Raw genomic sequence first — 16,125 nt, forward strand, 5'->3', positions numbered from 1 at the left:
GGGCGCGATTGTCGGGCTTCGACAAGACACTGTCTTGATGCGGTCTTTAAAACAAGAAGTAACGCTGCGTCATCGGCAGCGAGGTCGCCGGCTCGCACACCAAAAGGGTGCCATCGGCACGCACCGCATAGGTCTGCGCATCGATCTCCATCTTGGGCGCGTAGCTGTTGTGCACCATGTGCTGCTTCTGCACGCCGCGGATGTTGCGCACGGCGCTCAGCGTCTTCTTCAGGCCGTAGCGCTCGCCCACGCCCGCCGCCATGCCGGCCTGCGAGAGGAAGGTGAGGGAACTCTTGGCCAATGAACCGCCGAACGAGCCGAACATCGGCCGGTAGTGCACCGGCTGCGGCGTGGGGATCGACGCATTCGGGTCGCCCATGGCCGCCATCGCAATCGTGCCGCCCTTGATCACCGCAAAAGGCTTCACGCCGAAGAAGGCCGGCTTCCACACCACGAGGTCCGCCCACTTGCCGACCTCGACGCTGCCCACTTCATGCGAGATGCCGTGCGAGATGGCCGGGTTGATCGTGTATTTGGCGATGTAGCGCTTGGCGCGGAAGTTGTCGTGGCGTTCGCTGTCGCCGGGCAGCTTGCCGCGCTGGCCCTTCATCTTGTGGGCGGTCTGCCAGCAGCGGATGATCACTTCGCCCACGCGGCCCATGGCCTGCGAGTCGGAGCTGAACATGCTGATGGCGCCCAAGTCGTGCAGGATGTCTTCGGCAGCGATGGTTTCCTTGCGGATGCGCGATTCGGCAAAGGCCAGGTCTTCGGCGATGCCGGCGTCGAGGTGATGGCACACCATGAGCATGTCGACGTGTTCGTCGAGCGTGTTCACGGTGTAGGGCATCGTCGGGTTGGTGGACGAGGGCAGGAAGTTCTGCTCGCCCACCACGCGCAGGATGTCGGGTGCATGGCCCCCGCCCGCGCCTTCGGTGTGAAAGGCGCACAGCGACCGGCCCTTGCACGCCGCAATCGTGTTCTCCACGAAGCCCGATTCGTTGAGCGTGTCGCTGTGGATCGCAACCTGCGTGTCGGTGTCGTCCGCCACGTCCAGGCAGTTGCTGATGGCCGCGGGCGTGGTGCCCCAGTCTTCATGCAGCTTCAGGCCGATGACGCCGGCGTTGACCTGCTCGTGCAACGCGGCAGGCAGGCTCGCATTGCCCTTGCCGAGAAAGCCGAGGTTCATCGGAAATGCATCGGCCGCTTGCAGCATGCGCTCGATGTGCCACGGACCCGGCGTGCAGGTGGTCGCAAAGGTGCCCGTTGCGGGGCCGGTGCCGCCGCCGAGCATGGTGGTCACGCCCGAGGCCAGCGCCTCCTCGATCTGCTGAGGGCAGATGAAGTGGATGTGGCTGTCGATGCCGCCGGCCGTCACGATGTTGCCTTCGCAACTGATCACTTCCGTGCCCGGTCCGATGACGATGTCCACGCCCGGCTGTACGTCGGGGTTGCCCGCCTTGCCGATGGCGACGATGCGCCCGTCGCGCAGGCCGATGTCGGCCTTGACGATGCCCCAGTGGTCGATGATGAGCGCATTGGTCATGACCGTGTCGACGGTGCCTTCGGCGCGCGTGCGCTGCGATTGCGCCATGCCGTCGCGGATGGTCTTGCCGCCGCCGAACTTCACTTCCTCGCCGTAGCCGCCGGCGCGCAGGGTGTAGTCCTCTTCGACTTCGATGACGAGGTCGGTGTCGGCCAGGCGCACGCGGTCGCCAACCGTCGGGCCAAAGATTTCGGCGTAGGCACGCCGTCCAATGGTGGCCATCTATAGCTTTCCTTGAACGAGGCCGCGAAAGCCGTAGACGATGCGGTCGCCCGCGAAATCGCACAGTTCCACCGTGCGTTGCTGGCCCGGCTCGAAGCGCACGGCCGTGCCGGATGCGATGTTCAGCCGCATGCCGCGAGCCGCTTCGCGGTCGAAGCCGAGCGCGCCATTGGTCTCGGCAAAGTGATAGTGCGAGCCAACCTGGATCGGGCGGTCAGCGGTGTTTTGCACGACCAGCGTGACGGTGCGCCGGCCGGGGTTGAGCGCGTGCTCGCCGTTGTCGGTGAGGAGTTCGCCGGGGATCATGTGTCAGGCCACCTGCGTGAGGAGCGCAACACCGAAAACCGCCACCGCGCCACCGGCCACGCGCGGCAAAAGCGTGCCGCGCTGGCGCAAGGTCCATCCGATGGCGATGCCTGCGACGTGCAGCAACGCGGTCGCCAGCACCATGCCGGCCACAGCCAAAGGAGCACTGCTGTCACCCGACAGTTCGTAGCCGTGCGCCACGCCATGGAACAACGCAAAAGCGCCGACCGCAGCCGCCGCAACCGGGCCCGGCAGCCGCAAGCGCGTGGCAACCAGCAGGCCGATCACCAGCAGCGACGCCGCGATCATCGGCTCGACCCCCGGCACCTGCAGGCCGCCCAGCCCGAGCAGCGCACCGGCGAGCAGCATCGCCGCAAAGCCCAGCGGCGCCCATAACAGGTCACGCGCACCGCGCGCAGCCAGGGCGCTCCACAAGCCGACGCCGACCATCGCGGCCAGATGGTCCATGCCGATGAAGGGATGCACGAAACCCTGCACGAAGCTGGCCGCGTGATGGGCCGCACCATCGACACCGACGTGGGCCGAGGCAGCAAGGGGCAGGGCGGTAGCGGCGGCAGTCAGGGTCGCAAGGGCAAGGCGTTGGATGCGCATCAGGAAGTTCTCCAGCGTTGTTGTTGTTCAGGCCGTTCAGACAATGGGTTGGTGCACCGTCACGAGCTTGGTGCCGTCCGGGAAGGTCGCTTCGATCTGGATGTCCGGGATCATCTCCGGCACGCCGTCCATCACGTCGGCGCGGGTGAGCACGGTGCGGCCCTCGCTCATCAGCGCCGCCACGCTCTTGCCGTCGCGTGCGCCTTCCATCACGGCTGCCGAGATCATGGCGACGGCCTCGGGGTAGTTCAGCCGCAGGCCGCGTGCGCGGCGGCGTTCGGCGAGCAGGGCGGCTGTGAAGATCAGCAGCTTGTCTTTTTCTCGGGGTGTGAGTTCCATGGGGTCTGACGTTATCGGCTGCTTTGCGTGAATGCAACAGTCGTGCCTTCCATGGCGAATGCGGCGGGTCGGCACGACTGTTGCACCGTATCGGCGTGAACTCGCCCCCCTTGCCTGTCGTCCCAGCCGCTTCCGACCCCGACGAAGCACCGCAGCGCATCGTCAAGATCCGGCGCGACTACAACAGCTGGGTGGCCAGCGAGACACTGGAAGACTACGCCCTGCGCTACACGCCGCAGCGCTTTCGCAAGTGGTCGGAATGGCGCGTGGCGAACACGGCCTTCGGCGCGGCGTCCTTCCTCATCCTCGAGGCGGTCGGGGCCACCCTTTTGGTGCAGTACGGCTTCGTGAACGCCTTCTGGGCCATCGTGTGCACCGGGCTGATCATCTTTCTGGCAGGGCTGCCGATCAGCATCTACGCGGCGCGCTACGGCGTCGACATGGACCTGCTCAGCCGCGGCGCGGGCTTCGGCTACATCGGCTCGACCATCACCTCGCTGATCTACGCGTCTTTCACCTTCATCTTCTTCGCGCTTGAGGCGGCGGTGATGGCCTATGCGCTGGACCTCGCGCTGGGCATTCCGCCGGCATGGGGCTACCTGGTTTGCGCGCTGGTCGTAATCCCGCTGGTGACGCACGGCGTGTCGGCCATCAGCCGGCTTCAGCTGTGGACGCAGCCGATCTGGCTCGTGATGCTGGTCGTTCCCTTCGTCTATGTGCTGGCGCGCGATCCTGGTGCGTTTTCCGGCATTACGCACTATTTCGGGCTGAGAAGCACCTCGCCTGAATTCCAGCTTCCCCTCTTTGGTGCGGCGCTCACGGTCGGCATCGCGCTCATCACGCAGATGGGCGAGCAGGCTGACTACTTGCGATTCATGCCGGCGCGAACCGACGCCAACCGTGGCCGCTGGTGGATGGGCGTACTGGCGGGCGGGCCGGGTTGGGTCGTGTTGGGCGTGCTCAAGATGCTGGGCGGGGCGCTGCTCGCCTACCTCGCCATCTCGCACATGGTGCCGCCGGACCGGGCGGTGGACCCGAACCAGATGTACCTCGCGGCCTACGAGTACGTCTTTCCGAACTACGGCTGGGCGGTGTGGGCGACGGCGCTCTTCGTCGTCATCTCGCAGCTCAAGATCAACGTCACCAACGCCTATGCCGGCTCGCTGGCCTGGAGCAACTTCTTCTCGCGCGTCACGCACAGCCATCCGGGGCGCGTGGTGTGGGTGGTGTTCAACACGCTCATCGCCTTCATGCTGATGGAGATGAACGTGTTCGATGCGCTCGGCGACGTGCTGGGCCTGTACGCCAACATCGCCATCGCATGGATGATGGCCGTGGTGGCGGACCTGGTCATCAACAAGCCGCTGGGTTTGTCACCGCCGGGCATCGAGTTCAAGCGCGCGCATCTGTGGGACATCAACCCGGTGGGCGTGGGCGCGATGGCGCTGGCGTCGGTGCTGTCGATCACGGCCTATCTCGGCGTGTTCGGGCCGCTGGCGCAGGCCTTCTCGGCGCTGATCGCGTTGGGCACTGCCTTCGTTGCAGCGCCTCTCATCGCATGGGCGACGCGCGGCAAGTACTACCTCGCGCGAACGGGCGAGGGCGCTGGTGGCTATCAGCGGCTGGCGGTCAAGCGCTGCGTGATCTGCGAGCGCGAATACGAAGGCCCCGACATGGCGCACTGCCCCGCCTACCAGGGCCCCATCTGCTCGCTCTGCTGCACGCTCGACGCGCGTTGCGGCGACCTGTGCAAGCCGCACGCCAGCCTGTCGGCGCAGTGGTCTGCCGTCCTGCGTTGGTTCCTTCCGAAGCGCAGCTGGCGCTACCTGGACACGGGCCTGGGCCACTTCATGCTGCTCATGCTGATCATCGTGCCCCTGCTGGCCATGGTGTTCGGCGTGCTCTACCGGCAGGAGCTCCTGGCGCTGGCGGACACCGGCTTGCCCGAAGGCCCGTCCGCGGCCCTGCGCTCCGGGTTCATGAAGGCCTACATGGCGCTTCTCGTCATTGCCGGCATCGTCGCGTGGTGGCTGGTGCTGGCGCATCAGAGTCGGCGGGTGGCGCAGGAAGAGTCGAACCGCCAGACGCATTTGCTGATGCGCGAAATCGAACTGCACCGCGAGACCGATCGCGCGCTGCAAGAGGCCAAGCAAAACGCGGAAGCCGCCAACCAAGCCAAGAGCCGCTACATCAGCGCCATCAGCCATGAGCTGCGCACGCCCCTCAACAGCATCCTGGGCTATGCGCAATTGATGGGCGAGGACGCGTCGGTGCCGCCGCATCGCCGGCAGGCCGTGGCGGTCATCAAGCGCGGCGGGGAGCATCTGCTTTCGCTCATCGAAGGCACGCTCGACATCGCGCACATCGAGGCCGGCAAGCTCACCCTGCACGCCCGGCCGATGCGCTTTGCCCAAGCGATGCAGGAACTGGCCGACATGTTCGAGTTGCAGGCGGAAGAGAAGGGGCTCGCCTTTGTCTTCGAGCCCTCCGGCACCTTGCCCGAGGTCGTGCGTGCCGATGAAAAGCGGGTGCGCCAGATCCTCATCAACCTGCTGGGCAACGCGATCAAGTTCACGGCGCGTGGCCAGGTCACGCTCCGCCTGCGCTATGCACGCGAGTTCGCCACGCTGGAAATCGAAGACACCGGGCCCGGCATGTCGGCCGAGGAAATCGAGCGCGTGTTCGAACCCTTCACACGCGGCGCGACGGCGGGCATGTCGTCTTCCGGCGCTGGGCTGGGGCTCACCATCGCCAAGATGCTCACCGACCTGATGGGCGGCGAGATGTCGGTGCAAAGCAAGCCGGGCGAAGGCTCGGTGTTCCAGGTTCGCCTGTTCCTGCCACGCGTGCACGAAGCCGCCGCTGCCGTGGCGCGCAAGCCGGCGCAGCAGCGTGTGCGTCGCGGCTATGAAGGCGCGCGCCGTCGCCTGCTCGTGGTCGACAACGAAGAGGCCGACCGGGAGTTGCTGGTGCAACTGCTGTCGCCGCTCGGTTTCGAATTGCGCACCGCTGCCAGCGGCCACGATGCACTCGACCTGATCGCGGCCGGCTACCGCCCCGACGCAATGTTCGTCGACCTCGCCATGCCTGGTATCGACGGGTGGGAAACCATTCGTCGCGCACAGCGCCTGGGCTTGCCCGACGCGGCCGTGGCCATCGTCTCGGCCAACGCCTTCGACAAGCGGCTGGACAACGACGTGGGCATCACGCCGGAAGATTTCCTGGTCAAGCCGGTGCGCCACAGCGAACTGCTCGACTGGCTGGAACGGCGGCTGTCGCTCACCTGGAGCGACAGCGTCCGTGCGCCTGTCGCCGCCGCACCGCGTGGGCCACTCGTGCAACCCGCAGCCGAGCACATCCGCTTGCTGGAAGAAGCGGTGAGCCTGGGCTACTTGCGCGGCATCATGAACCAGCTCGACGCGATCGATCGCGCCCAGCCCGAGTGCGCCGCCTGGACCGAAGTGCAGCGCGTGCTGGCGCGGCGCTTTGAGCTCGACGCGCTGAGCCGATCGCTGGCAGAAGCCATGAGTGCGCCATGAACGCAGAAACGAATTCGCTCGCCAACAGCCTGCGCGATCCGGGCGGCAACAGCGACCTCGTGCTTGTCGTCGACGACGTGCCGGACAACCTCGCGGTGCTGCACGACGCACTGGACGAATCCGGCTACACCGTGCTGGTGGCCACCAACGGCGAACACGCGCTGGCGCGCGCCGTGCAGGCGCAGCCCGACATCGTCTTGCTCGACGCGATGATGCCGGGCCTCGATGGCTTTGAAGTCGCGCGCCGCCTCAAGGCCGATGCGACCACGGCGCACATCCCGATCATTTTCATGACGGGGCTGACCGAGACGGAACACCTCGTCGCCGCGCTCGAAGCAGGCGCGGTGGACTACGTCACCAAGCCCATCAAGCCCAAGGAAGTGCTGGCGCGAATGAACGTGCATTTGCAGGGCGCGCGCAGGGCGCGGCAGGCGGCCCGGCAGGCCGGCCAGGCCCGCAACGCACTGGATGCCTTCGGCTATGCCAGTATCACCGTGCGCATGCCTGAAGGGCGGCTGATCTGGCAGACCTCGCTGGCGCGCGACCTGCTGCAGCGCTACTGCGGCACCAGCGCACCCGAGACGCCTGCCGCCGTGCTGCAGTGGCTGCATCAGCACCTGCCCGCAACGGTCGATGGCACCGAGCCGCCGCCCCTGTCCATCGAGCACGGTGCGGCGCGGCTCAGCCTGCGCCTGCACCAGCAAACCGGCCACGACGACGACGGCGCCGAGTGGATGATCATCATGCGCGAGGTGTCCGACCGCGCCGTCATCGAGGCCATGAGCCTGAGCATGAAGCTCACGGCGCGCGAGGCCGAGGTGCTCTACTGGGTGGTCAAGGGCAAGACCAACCGCGACATCGGCGAGATCCTGGGCAGCAGCCCGGCCACGGCCAAGAAGCACTTGGAGCGCGTCTACGTCAAGCTCGGCGTCGAAACGCGCACGGCCGCCGCGGGCGTGGCCATGAAACGCATTCGCGAATTGCAGCCGCAGTTCGAGTTTTGAGTTGCTGCGTGGCGTTCGCGTTCTGCCACGGGCGCATCCGCCTGCGCTGCCCACGCCAAAAAAGAGCGACAGCGCTGTTTGGCGCGATTCATCGCGCTGACAAGTCTCAACCCTAGAATCGGCCAAAAAAGGGGCAAAAACCCCCCGAAAGGCACGATGACTCGATGGTGGGCTTTCCTCGGCGCAGCATGGCTGGCCAGCCACGCGCAAGCAGGTGGCCACTTCGACGTTGACGACGCAGGCACGCTGGACCCCGGGCAGTGCCAGTACGAAATCTGGGCCGGGCATTCCACCCGAAGGGTCGTCAACTTCTTTCATCTCGGCCCGGCCTGCCGCGTGGGCCCGGTGGAGCTGGGCATCAACTACGACGCTCTCCGCGGAACTGACGACCGCCTTGACCTGCTCGGTCCGCAGGTCAAGTGGACCTTCTTCGGGCAGTCGCCCGATGCGGTGCTGGCGGCAGCGCTGTCAGTCGGTGTCTTTCATGACCTGAGGCAAGGCGGCCGCTGGGGCGCGCAGTGGGTCGTGCCGGTGACCTGGCACGTCAGCGAGCCGTTCTTTGTCCACGCCAATCTGGGGCAGGACTGGAGTCCCGGCGACGGCGCACGGACCCCGCGCGCCGGCATTGCCATCGAATGGACGCTGAACCCGCAGTTCTCGCTCATCGGCGAATACAACCGCGCATTCGAACTCACGACCACGCGCGCGGGCCTGCGCTACAGCATCACGCCGCTGATCAGCGTTGACGTGAGCCTTGCGCGCATCGGTCCCAACGGAGTCCGGGCCTTCGTGGTCGGCCTGAACCACGAGTTCAAGCGGCCTTGATGTGCCTCAGGCCAGGAAGTCCAGCAGCGCGGGAATGACCTGGTCGGGCGCTTCTTCCATCAGCCAATGGCCCGATCCCTTGACGATGACGCCCTTGACATCCTTCGCCACCAGCTTGCCCTGCTCGATCAGGAAGCTGCCGCCCGCTTTCTCGCCGGAGAGCACCAGCATCGGCATGGTCAAAGGGGTGGTCGCCAGTTTCGCGAAGTCGGCGGCGTCACGCTCGAAAGCCTTGAAGTACTCGAAGCCGGCCCGCATGCCGCCGGGTTGCGCGTAGGCGTTGGCGTAGAACTGGCGGTCGGCTTCGGACAATGACCGTGTCCGATCGGCCGCAAAATCGTTCCAGAAGTGTTCGAAGTAAATGCGCTCGCGGCCCGCCACCAGGGCCAGCGGCGTCTCGCCGTGGAAGTGAAAGTGCCACAGGTCGCGCAGCAGCCAGACGTCTTGCCAGGTGCCGATGCCTGGCAGGAAGGCGTCCATCAGCACCACGCGCTCTGTCTCGCCGGGAAACTGCGCCGCGTAGGCGTAGGCCACCATCAGGCCGATGTCGTGGCCCACGATGCTGGCGCGTTGCACTCCCAGCGTCTTCACCAGATCGTGGATGTCCACGGCCATGTTTTTCTTGTCGTAGCCGCCTTCGGGCTTGGACGAATCGCCGGCGCCGCGCAGGTCGGGCACGATCACCGTGTGGTTCTTGGCCAGCAGGGGCATCAAGGGATTCCACATGTGGCTGGTCTCGGCGTAGCCGTGCAGCAGCACGACCGCAGGCCCTTCGCCGCCGACGCGATAGTGGATGCGTGTGCCGTTGACTTCGGCTTCGTGGCTGCTGAAACCCGGAACAGCCGAAGCAAGCGTGTTGTTGTCGTTCATTGGCGCCTTTGGGGGTGGAGTGGAAGGAAAAATCGATCCGTCCCACACCCGTGCGCTCAGCGAGCGAGATGCAGGGACACCTCGATGATCGCGAGCAGGCCAAGCGCCACAGTGGCAGCGGACAACCACAGCATTCTGATTCGATTGCGCTCCACGCGTTGAATCAATTGCGTGTTCTGCGCCGCGAGCGTGGTGATGAGTTCAGAAGACGCCACCATCTGCTTTTGCAGGTCGGCCACCGCCGCCTCGGTGGCGGCCAGGCGCGCCTGCAGGTCGGCGAGCTTTGCTTCAGGCGACAGGAGCGGGCTGGCGGGGGTATCGGGAAGCACATCGGGCGGCGTCTTCTTCGACGCGGTGTTCCACAACTTCTTGGCCGCCTCCGCGACCTTGGGCGCGTTGCTGATCACGTCCGACCAGGGGACCAACTGCAACACTGAAATCCAACCTGCCATGTTCAATCCTTTCGCGCCGGCATTCAGCCTTCCGCGCCTTCGACCATGAAGCGTACACGCCGGACGCCCTGCCATTCGTCCGCATCGAGGCGAAAGGCCAGCACCACACGCTGCGGCAGCGGCTCCGTGTGGCCGAACCAGATGGCGTCCACCGGCTTGCCCTGGTGCTTCAACTTGAGCGCCAGATGCTTTTCACCCACGAGCCGTTGCGACACCACTTCGACTTCTTCGCTGAAGGTCGGTGGCGCAAAGCCCTGGCCCCACACCTCGCGATGCAGCGTGTCGACCAGGTCGACGCGCAGGTACTCCGGCGCGAGCGGGCCGTCGGTGTCCAGGCGCCGCGTGAGCGTGGCGGCATCGAGCCATTCGCGGGCGACTTGCGCCAGTGCGTCTTCAAAGGTCTTGAGTTGCTCGCGCGCTACCGTGCAGCCCGCCGCCATCGCGTGGCCGCCAAAACGCAGCAGCACCTCCGGATGGCGCTTGGCCACCAGGTCCAGCGCGTCACGCAGATGAAAGCCGGGAATGGACCGGCCCGAGCCCTTGAGTTCATGTTCCTTGCCCGGCGCGCCGCTGGCCGCGAACACGAAGGTCGGGCGATGAAAGCGATCCTTGATGCGCGAGGCCACGATGCCGACCACGCCTTCGTGAAAGTGCGCATCGAACACGGTGACGGCCGGTGGCGGGGACAGTTCGCCCACGAACAGGTTCTCGGCCAGCAACAGGGCCTGGTCGCGCATGCCGCCTTCGATCTCGCGCCGGTCGCGGTTGATGCCGTCGAGCGTGCGTGCCAGTTCTTCGGCACGGCCCGCGTCGTCGGTGAGCAGGCATTCGATGCCCAGCGTCATGTCGGACAAACGCCCCGCCGCGTTGATGCGTGGGCCGAGTGCGAAGCCGAAGTCGAAGGTGGTGGCGACGGGCGACGCGCGTCCTGCGGCCTTGAACAGCGCGGCGAGACCGGCAGGCATCGTGCCCGCGCGGATGCGGCGAAGGCCCTGAGCCACGAGGCGGCGGTTGTTGGGGTCCAGCCGCACCACGTCGGCGACCGTGCCGAGCGCAACCAGTGGCAGCAAGGCATCCAGCTTCGGCTGGTCCGCAACACTGAACACGCCGCGCGCACGCAGCTCGGAGCGCAGCGACAGCAACACATAGAACATCACGCCGACACCCGCGATGCTCTTGCTCTCGAAGCTGCAAGCCGGCTGGTTGGGGTTCACGAGCACGTCCGCAGCGGGCAACTCGGGGCCGGGCAAATGATGGTCGGTGACCAGCACGGTGAGCCCACGCGCCTTGGCGCTCGCCACGCCTTCGACGCTGGCAATGCCGTTGTCCACGGTGATGAGCACGTCGGCACCCGTGTCGGCCACGCGCTCGGCGATGGGGGGCGTGAGGCCGTAGCCGTCGACGACTCGATCGGGCACGAGGTAGCTCACGTTGCGCGCGCCGAGCAGCTTCAGGCCGCGCACCGCCACGGCGCAGGCGGTGGCGCCATCGCAGTCGTAGTCGGCCACGATGCACAGGCGCTTGCCGTCGCGAATCGCGTCGGCCAGCAGCACGCCGGCTTCGCGGGCGCCGCGCAAGGTCTCGGGCGGCAGCAGGCGGGCAAGGCCGTCGTCGAGTTGGTCCTTGGCGGTGACGCCGCGGGCCGCGTAGAGCCGGGCGAGCAGGGGGTGCACGCCCGCCTGCTCCAGCGCCCAGGCGCTGCGCGGCGGAATGTCTCGCGTGACGATCTTCATAGCGAACCCAGCACGGCGGCTGCCGGCTCGCGCTTGAACAGGCGTCGCGCCCACGTGGTGAAGCCGACCTTGCGCGCGGCAAAGGTGCGCGCGGCGCGATCGCCGCACAGCGTCAAATTGACTTCCTCGCCGCGGTTGTGGTCGGCGAGCAGGGATGCGAGAACGCCGGCGTCGAGGGCTTGCCAGGCCTGCGTCCATGCCGCGGCGTCATCGTGCAATGCGGACACGCGCAGGCTGGCCTCGACGGATGCGGGCGTGGCGTCAGCGGGTGTCAGCGTGGCGGGCAGCGCACCGGTGCCGCTGACCCAGAAGGAGTTGATGGGCGGTGCGCCGCGCTGCGTGCGCAGGTCGTTCACGCGCTCGGTGTAGAGCAGCATTTGCATTTCGTTCTGAAGCCGGCGCAAGGGCCGCGCCGCGTCCGACAGCGGTGACCATTGCGAGATGGGATAGCCGACGGCGCGGTCGATGGAGGCGGTGGCAAGGCCGTCGAACACCTTGCCCTGCGCCAGCCAGCGGCCCGGCCGCTGGCTCGGGTGCAGCGCAATGCCGTCCTCCGCAAAGAAGGGCTGGGCGGCGGCGAGCAGCGTGGCGGATTCCCCGGCGTCGATGTCGATGGCGTTCGGGTCGCCGAGCACCACGTCGTCGATGCCGACTTGCCAATGGCACAGCGTGAGCAGGCCCCAGGACGCGCCGTCACCGGCGCTCGGCAGGCCCATTTCGCGCGCCTCCCACGCGGCCCACGGAATGCAGCCATCGGACGCCGCCAGGCCCATGGCGGCCGCAAGGGCGCGTTCATGGGGTGCGGAGAGGGATGAATCTTCCTGCGTATCGTCGCGCACCAGCGTGAGCCGGCCGAGCAGGCTTTCGAGGTTGGGCAGCCGCAATCCTCCCAGTGCCGCCTGGCATGCGGGCGTGCTGCGTCCGGCGAAAGGAATCAGGACGTGCCGAGTGGATGTGGTCATGGGGCTATTGTCCGGGATGCCACAATTCCGAAGATGAACAACCCCCTCGTTCGCCATGGGGCGGCCCTTCGAAACACCTGATATGCGACTCCCCTATGAACTGCAACTCGGCTGGCGCTACACGCGCGCCGGCCGGGCCACGCGGCGCAACGGCTTCATTTCCTTCATTTCAGGCGTGTCCATGCTGGGCATTGCGCTGGGCGTGGCGGCGCTCATCATCGTGCTCTCGGTCATGAACGGCTTCCAGAAGGAAGTGCGCGACCGCATGCTGGGCGTCGTCTCGCATATCGAGATTTTTTCGCGCGACGGGCAGGCGCTGCCGGAGATCGACGAGATCATGGCGGCAGCGCGCAAGAACCCTCAGGTGATTGGGGTGGCGCCGTTCATTTCCACGCAGGCGCTGGTGGCGCGGGGCGAAGACATGAAGGGCGCCCTGGTGCGCGGCATCGACCCCAAGCTGGAGCCGCAGGTGACCGATATCGCCACGACCGCGCAAAACGGCGCGCTCGACCGATTGGTGCCGGGCGAATTCGGCATCGTGCTCGGCGGCGAACTGGCGCGATCGCTTTTCGTGCGCGAGGGCGACACGGTGACCATCGTGGCACCCGGCGGACAGGTCACACCTGCCGGCGTGGTGCCGCGCCTCAAGCAGTTCACCGTGGTCGGCACCTTCGATTCCGGCCACTACGAGTACGACTCGGCGCTCGCGATGATCCATGAGCAGGACGCGGAAAAAGTGTTCCGCCTCGAAGGCGCCAGTGGCATTCGCCTCAAGCTCAAGGACCTGCATCTGGCGCGCGAGGTGGCCGACGAACTGGCCGTGACCTTGCCGGGCTCCTTCCTGATTCGCGACTGGACGCGGCAGAACAAGACATGGTTCGCGGCCGTGCAGGTCGAGAAACGCATGATGTTCATCATCCTCACGCTCATCGTGGCCGTGGCGGCTTTCAACCTGGTCTCGACGCTGGTGATGACGGTGACGGACAAGCGCGCCGACATCGCCATCTTGCGCACGCTGGGTTCGAGCCCACGCAGCATCATGGGCATCTTCGTCGTGCAAGGGGCAATGGTGGGCGTCATCGGCACCATGGGCGGGCTGTTGCTGGGGCTGGGCATTGCCTACAACATCGACGTGATCGTGCCCGCGCTCGAGAAACTGTTTCATGCCAGCTTCCTGCCCAAGGACATCTACCTCATCAGCCGCATGCCCAGTGATCCGCAGCAAAGCGACATCGTGCCGATCACCGTGATCTCGCTCATCCTTGCCTTTGCGGCCACGCTGTATCCGAGCTGGCGCGCGAGCCGCGTCAACCCGGCGGAGGCGCTGCGTTATGAATGACCACGCAAGCACGGTCGCCGGCGCGAACGTCAAGGCCAATGCGAACGGCAAGGACGGCATCGTGCTGAGGGTGCGCGGGCTCACCAAGCGCTTTCATGAAGGCCGCATCGACCTCACGGTGCTGCATGGGGTGGACCTGGACGTGCGCGCGGGAGAAACGCTGGCCATCGTCGGCGCGTCGGGTTCGGGCAAGAGCACGCTGCTGCACCTCATGGGCGGCCTCGATGCGCCCACCAGCGGCAGCGTCGAGCTGCACGGCGAGAACATCGCCAATGTCGACGCGGCCGAGCAGGGGCGCTTGCGAAACCGACACCTGGGTTTCGTCTACCAGTTCCATCACCTGCTGCCGGAGTTCAGCGCGCTGGACAACGTCGCGATGCCGCTGAAGATACGCCGCGAAACGCCCGAGCGTGCAAGAGCCGCCGCCGCCGCCATGCTCGCCTCTGTGGGTTTGGCAGAACGTGTGCAGCACCGGCCGGCCGAGCTGTCGGGCGGCGAACGCCAGCGCGTGGCGATTGCGCGTGCGCTGGTCACGCAGCCCGACTGCGTGCTGGCCGACGAGCCCACCGGCAACCTCGACCGCGCGACCGCCGACGGCGTGTTCAAGCTCATGATTTCGCTGGCGCGCGACCGTGGCACCGCCTTCGTGATGGTGACGCACGACGAGAGCCTGGCGTCGCGTTGCGACCGCGTGCTGCGGTTGACCGCTGGCCGGCTGGCGGATTGAGTGTCGCCTTGCCCGCCCATGACGGGCACCGGCAAGCGCGCGCTGTTGCCTAACGTCGAGCCAGCTTGCCGAGCAGCGCCGCGTTGTCCCCGCAGACCTTGCGAAAGCTGGCGCTGATGCGCTGGTCGCTTGCGGCAAGTTCCCAGAAGGCCAGGGCAGCGCGCGCGGCGTCCTGCCAGGCGGCTGCGTCCGCTGGCAGCGGCAGGCGTGGCGCGTAGATGCGCGGAGGCAGTTCAACGCCACGCACGGGTGCGTACATCATCGGCAACATGTCGTAGATGGGCGCCAATTGCAGGGCATTGCCTCGCTGCGCCGGCAGGAAAGACAGGTTGCCGTCGTGCATGTCGTTGTTGCCGATGAGCTGTCCGAAGAGCCATACGCGCAGGATGCGGCCGATGTCCTGCGCCTCCACCCAGCCCTTGTGCACCAGCGGTGCGACGGCCTCTCCCCATGCGCGTCCAGCGTTGCCGATGAAGGTGTTGTTCAAGGCCGCCCAGGACACCATCGGAGAGCGGCCCAGCGTGCCGTGACGGTCGAAGCGGTCGACCTCCAGGAAGGTTCGGCCCGCGTGCGCGTGGACGCGCGAGCGTGCAGTGGCAATGCCGACGTGATCTTCGAGCGCGCGGCCGGCCAGGTGCTCGCACACCAGCAGGTCCGCCCAGCGCTGCGTGCCCGGCGAATCGTCCGAGCCCGAGAACTTGACCAGCACATGCTGAAGCGCGCCATCGGCCATCTGGCGCAAGGCCGTGAACTTCGGGAACTCGCCCCCGGCCGAAGAGCCGGCCACCCCCAGTTCGAGTGCCATCGTTGCCAGCTTCGGGTACGCCTGCGCCAACTGCGAATTGCGCAAGCCCGCTGGCGCTTCGCTGGACGCCACTTGCTGCACCCGGTCGAGCCACCGCCTGCAGGCCGCCGCGCCGACCAGCAGATCACCGGGCGTGTCGTCGCCCAGGATCGACAGGGCGTACAGCACATCGTCGTCCGACCACATCGCCGGGTCTTCGTTGACCTGGAGTACCGCGGCGTTGTGCCGGGCGAAGTGGCGGCCCAGGAAACCTTGGGGGCGCATGTCCTGCATCGGGTAGGGCAAGCCATCGAACCAGCCATCCAGCATCTGCTCTTCGAGCGGCCAGCCGAACCCGCCGCTGTAGCTGAGCGCGGTGCCGTCCGGGTAGATCAGGTCCAGTTCGGCGATCTGGTGCGGTGTCCCCTCGCGGTCGATGCGAAAGAGGGGCAGCGGCGCCAGGGAACCGCGCAGCGCGCGCCTTGCTGCATACCGTGTGCGCCGAGCCCGGCCGCGTGTGATGAGCGCATTCCCTGCTGCGTGCACTGCCCGGCTCAACGTGGGCCGACTCGCCCCCATCAACTCGGCGAGCTTGCTGGCGGCCTGTGGGCCGCTCGCACGGAGTAGCGTGATGGGGTCGATGGGCATGATGAAACGATTAATCAGCTTGAAATTGCACTTCTCCCAAAGGAGATTTGGCTGCCGTTCATTGAATGCATGAAACGATACGTGAAACGATTCTAGTGGCTCCGCGTCTGGAGGAAAAGCGCTGAACGGGGCGAGGCTTGAAACCCGCTGCAGAAAGGCGCGACCACCCAACCGCCACGTCGACAGCGTTGTCCGCACCCGTATCCCCGGAGCGGGACCC

14 protein-coding genes are annotated in these 16,125 nt (G+C 66.6%); 5 read left to right on the plus strand and 9 right to left on the minus strand.

Annotated features, from left to right (window positions below; all coding sequences use genetic code 11):
- Positions 1–46 precede the first annotated feature (46 nt).
- From ureC to QTI66_RS18345, 4 genes are read right to left on the minus strand one after another with little or no spacing between them, the layout of a single operon-like run.
- Positions 47–1,765, minus strand: coding sequence for an urease subunit alpha (ureC, locus tag QTI66_RS18330; RefSeq protein ID WP_286561262.1), 1,719 nt, complete (start codon positions 1,763–1,765; stop codon positions 47–49).
- Positions 1,766–2,071: an urease subunit beta gene (locus QTI66_RS18335; protein ID WP_286561263.1), complete on the minus strand. Its 306-nt coding sequence runs from the start codon at positions 2,069–2,071 to the stop codon at positions 1,766–1,768.
- Positions 2,072–2,074: 3 nt separating this feature from the next.
- The gene (locus QTI66_RS18340; RefSeq protein WP_286561264.1) at positions 2,075–2,683 is read right to left on the minus strand and encodes a HupE/UreJ family protein; all 609 of its coding nucleotides are present in this window, start codon (positions 2,681–2,683) and stop codon (positions 2,075–2,077) included.
- Between the two features lie 36 nt (positions 2,684–2,719).
- Positions 2,720–3,022 (minus strand): urease subunit gamma, encoded by a 303-nt coding sequence (locus tag QTI66_RS18345; protein ID WP_286561265.1) that lies wholly within the window; start codon positions 3,020–3,022, stop codon positions 2,720–2,722.
- Between the two features lie 80 nt (positions 3,023–3,102).
- On the opposite strand from QTI66_RS18345, the gene QTI66_RS18350 reads away from it, so the two are divergent.
- The 3 genes from QTI66_RS18350 to QTI66_RS18360 all read left to right on the plus strand — a co-directional run bounded on the left by QTI66_RS18350 (position 3,103) and on the right by QTI66_RS18360 (position 8,390).
- Complete coding sequence (locus QTI66_RS18350) at positions 3,103–6,561, plus strand: hybrid sensor histidine kinase/response regulator (protein ID WP_444815015.1); 3,459 nt, start codon at positions 3,103–3,105, stop codon at positions 6,559–6,561.
- Positions 6,558–7,565, plus strand: coding sequence for a response regulator transcription factor (locus tag QTI66_RS18355; RefSeq protein ID WP_286561267.1), 1,008 nt, complete (start codon positions 6,558–6,560; stop codon positions 7,563–7,565). Before QTI66_RS18350 ends, QTI66_RS18355 begins: the two co-directional genes overlap by 4 nt.
- Positions 7,566–7,721: 156 nt before the next feature.
- Positions 7,722–8,390 (plus strand): PA4824 family protein, encoded by a 669-nt coding sequence (locus QTI66_RS18360; RefSeq protein WP_286561268.1) that lies wholly within the window; start codon positions 7,722–7,724, stop codon positions 8,388–8,390.
- Between the two features lie 6 nt (positions 8,391–8,396).
- Here the strand turns inward: QTI66_RS18360 and QTI66_RS18365 are convergent, their stop codons facing one another.
- The 4 genes from QTI66_RS18365 to QTI66_RS18380 are packed head-to-tail and all read right to left on the minus strand — an operon-like array spanning position 8,397 to position 12,407.
- Positions 8,397–9,260, minus strand: a complete 864-nt coding sequence (locus tag QTI66_RS18365; protein WP_286561269.1) for an alpha/beta fold hydrolase — start codon at positions 9,258–9,260, stop codon at positions 8,397–8,399.
- A 56-nt stretch (positions 9,261–9,316) separates the two neighbouring features.
- Entirely contained in the window at positions 9,317–9,712 is a 396-nt protein-coding gene (locus tag QTI66_RS18370) for a hypothetical protein (RefSeq protein WP_286561270.1), read from the minus strand.
- Between the two features lie 23 nt (positions 9,713–9,735).
- Positions 9,736–11,445, minus strand: coding sequence for a single-stranded-DNA-specific exonuclease RecJ (gene recJ / locus QTI66_RS18375; protein ID WP_286561271.1), 1,710 nt, complete (start codon positions 11,443–11,445; stop codon positions 9,736–9,738).
- A complete protein-coding gene (locus tag QTI66_RS18380; RefSeq protein WP_286561272.1) occupies positions 11,442–12,407 on the minus strand; it encodes a hypothetical protein in 966 nt (321 codons plus the stop codon). The genes recJ and QTI66_RS18380 overlap by 4 nt, the downstream gene beginning before the upstream one ends.
- An 82-nt stretch (positions 12,408–12,489) precedes the next feature.
- Between QTI66_RS18380 and QTI66_RS18385 the strand changes: the two genes are divergently transcribed.
- The gene (locus QTI66_RS18385) at positions 12,490–13,746 is read left to right on the plus strand and encodes a lipoprotein-releasing ABC transporter permease subunit (RefSeq protein ID WP_286561273.1); all 1,257 of its coding nucleotides are present in this window, start codon (positions 12,490–12,492) and stop codon (positions 13,744–13,746) included.
- Positions 13,739–14,473 (plus strand): lipoprotein-releasing ABC transporter ATP-binding protein LolD, encoded by a 735-nt coding sequence (gene lolD, locus QTI66_RS18390; RefSeq protein ID WP_286561274.1) that lies wholly within the window; start codon positions 13,739–13,741, stop codon positions 14,471–14,473. The genes QTI66_RS18385 and lolD overlap by 8 nt, the downstream gene beginning before the upstream one ends.
- 49 nt (positions 14,474–14,522) lie before the next feature.
- Here lolD and yjjJ read toward each other — a convergent pair whose 3' ends face one another.
- Entirely contained in the window at positions 14,523–15,905 is a 1,383-nt protein-coding gene (yjjJ, locus tag QTI66_RS18395) for a type II toxin-antitoxin system HipA family toxin YjjJ (protein WP_286561275.1), read from the minus strand.
- Positions 15,906–16,125 lie beyond the last annotated feature (220 nt).

The organism is Variovorax brevis (genome assembly GCF_030317105.1).
Classification (GTDB): Bacteria; Pseudomonadota; Gammaproteobacteria; order Burkholderiales; family Burkholderiaceae_C; genus Variovorax; species Variovorax brevis.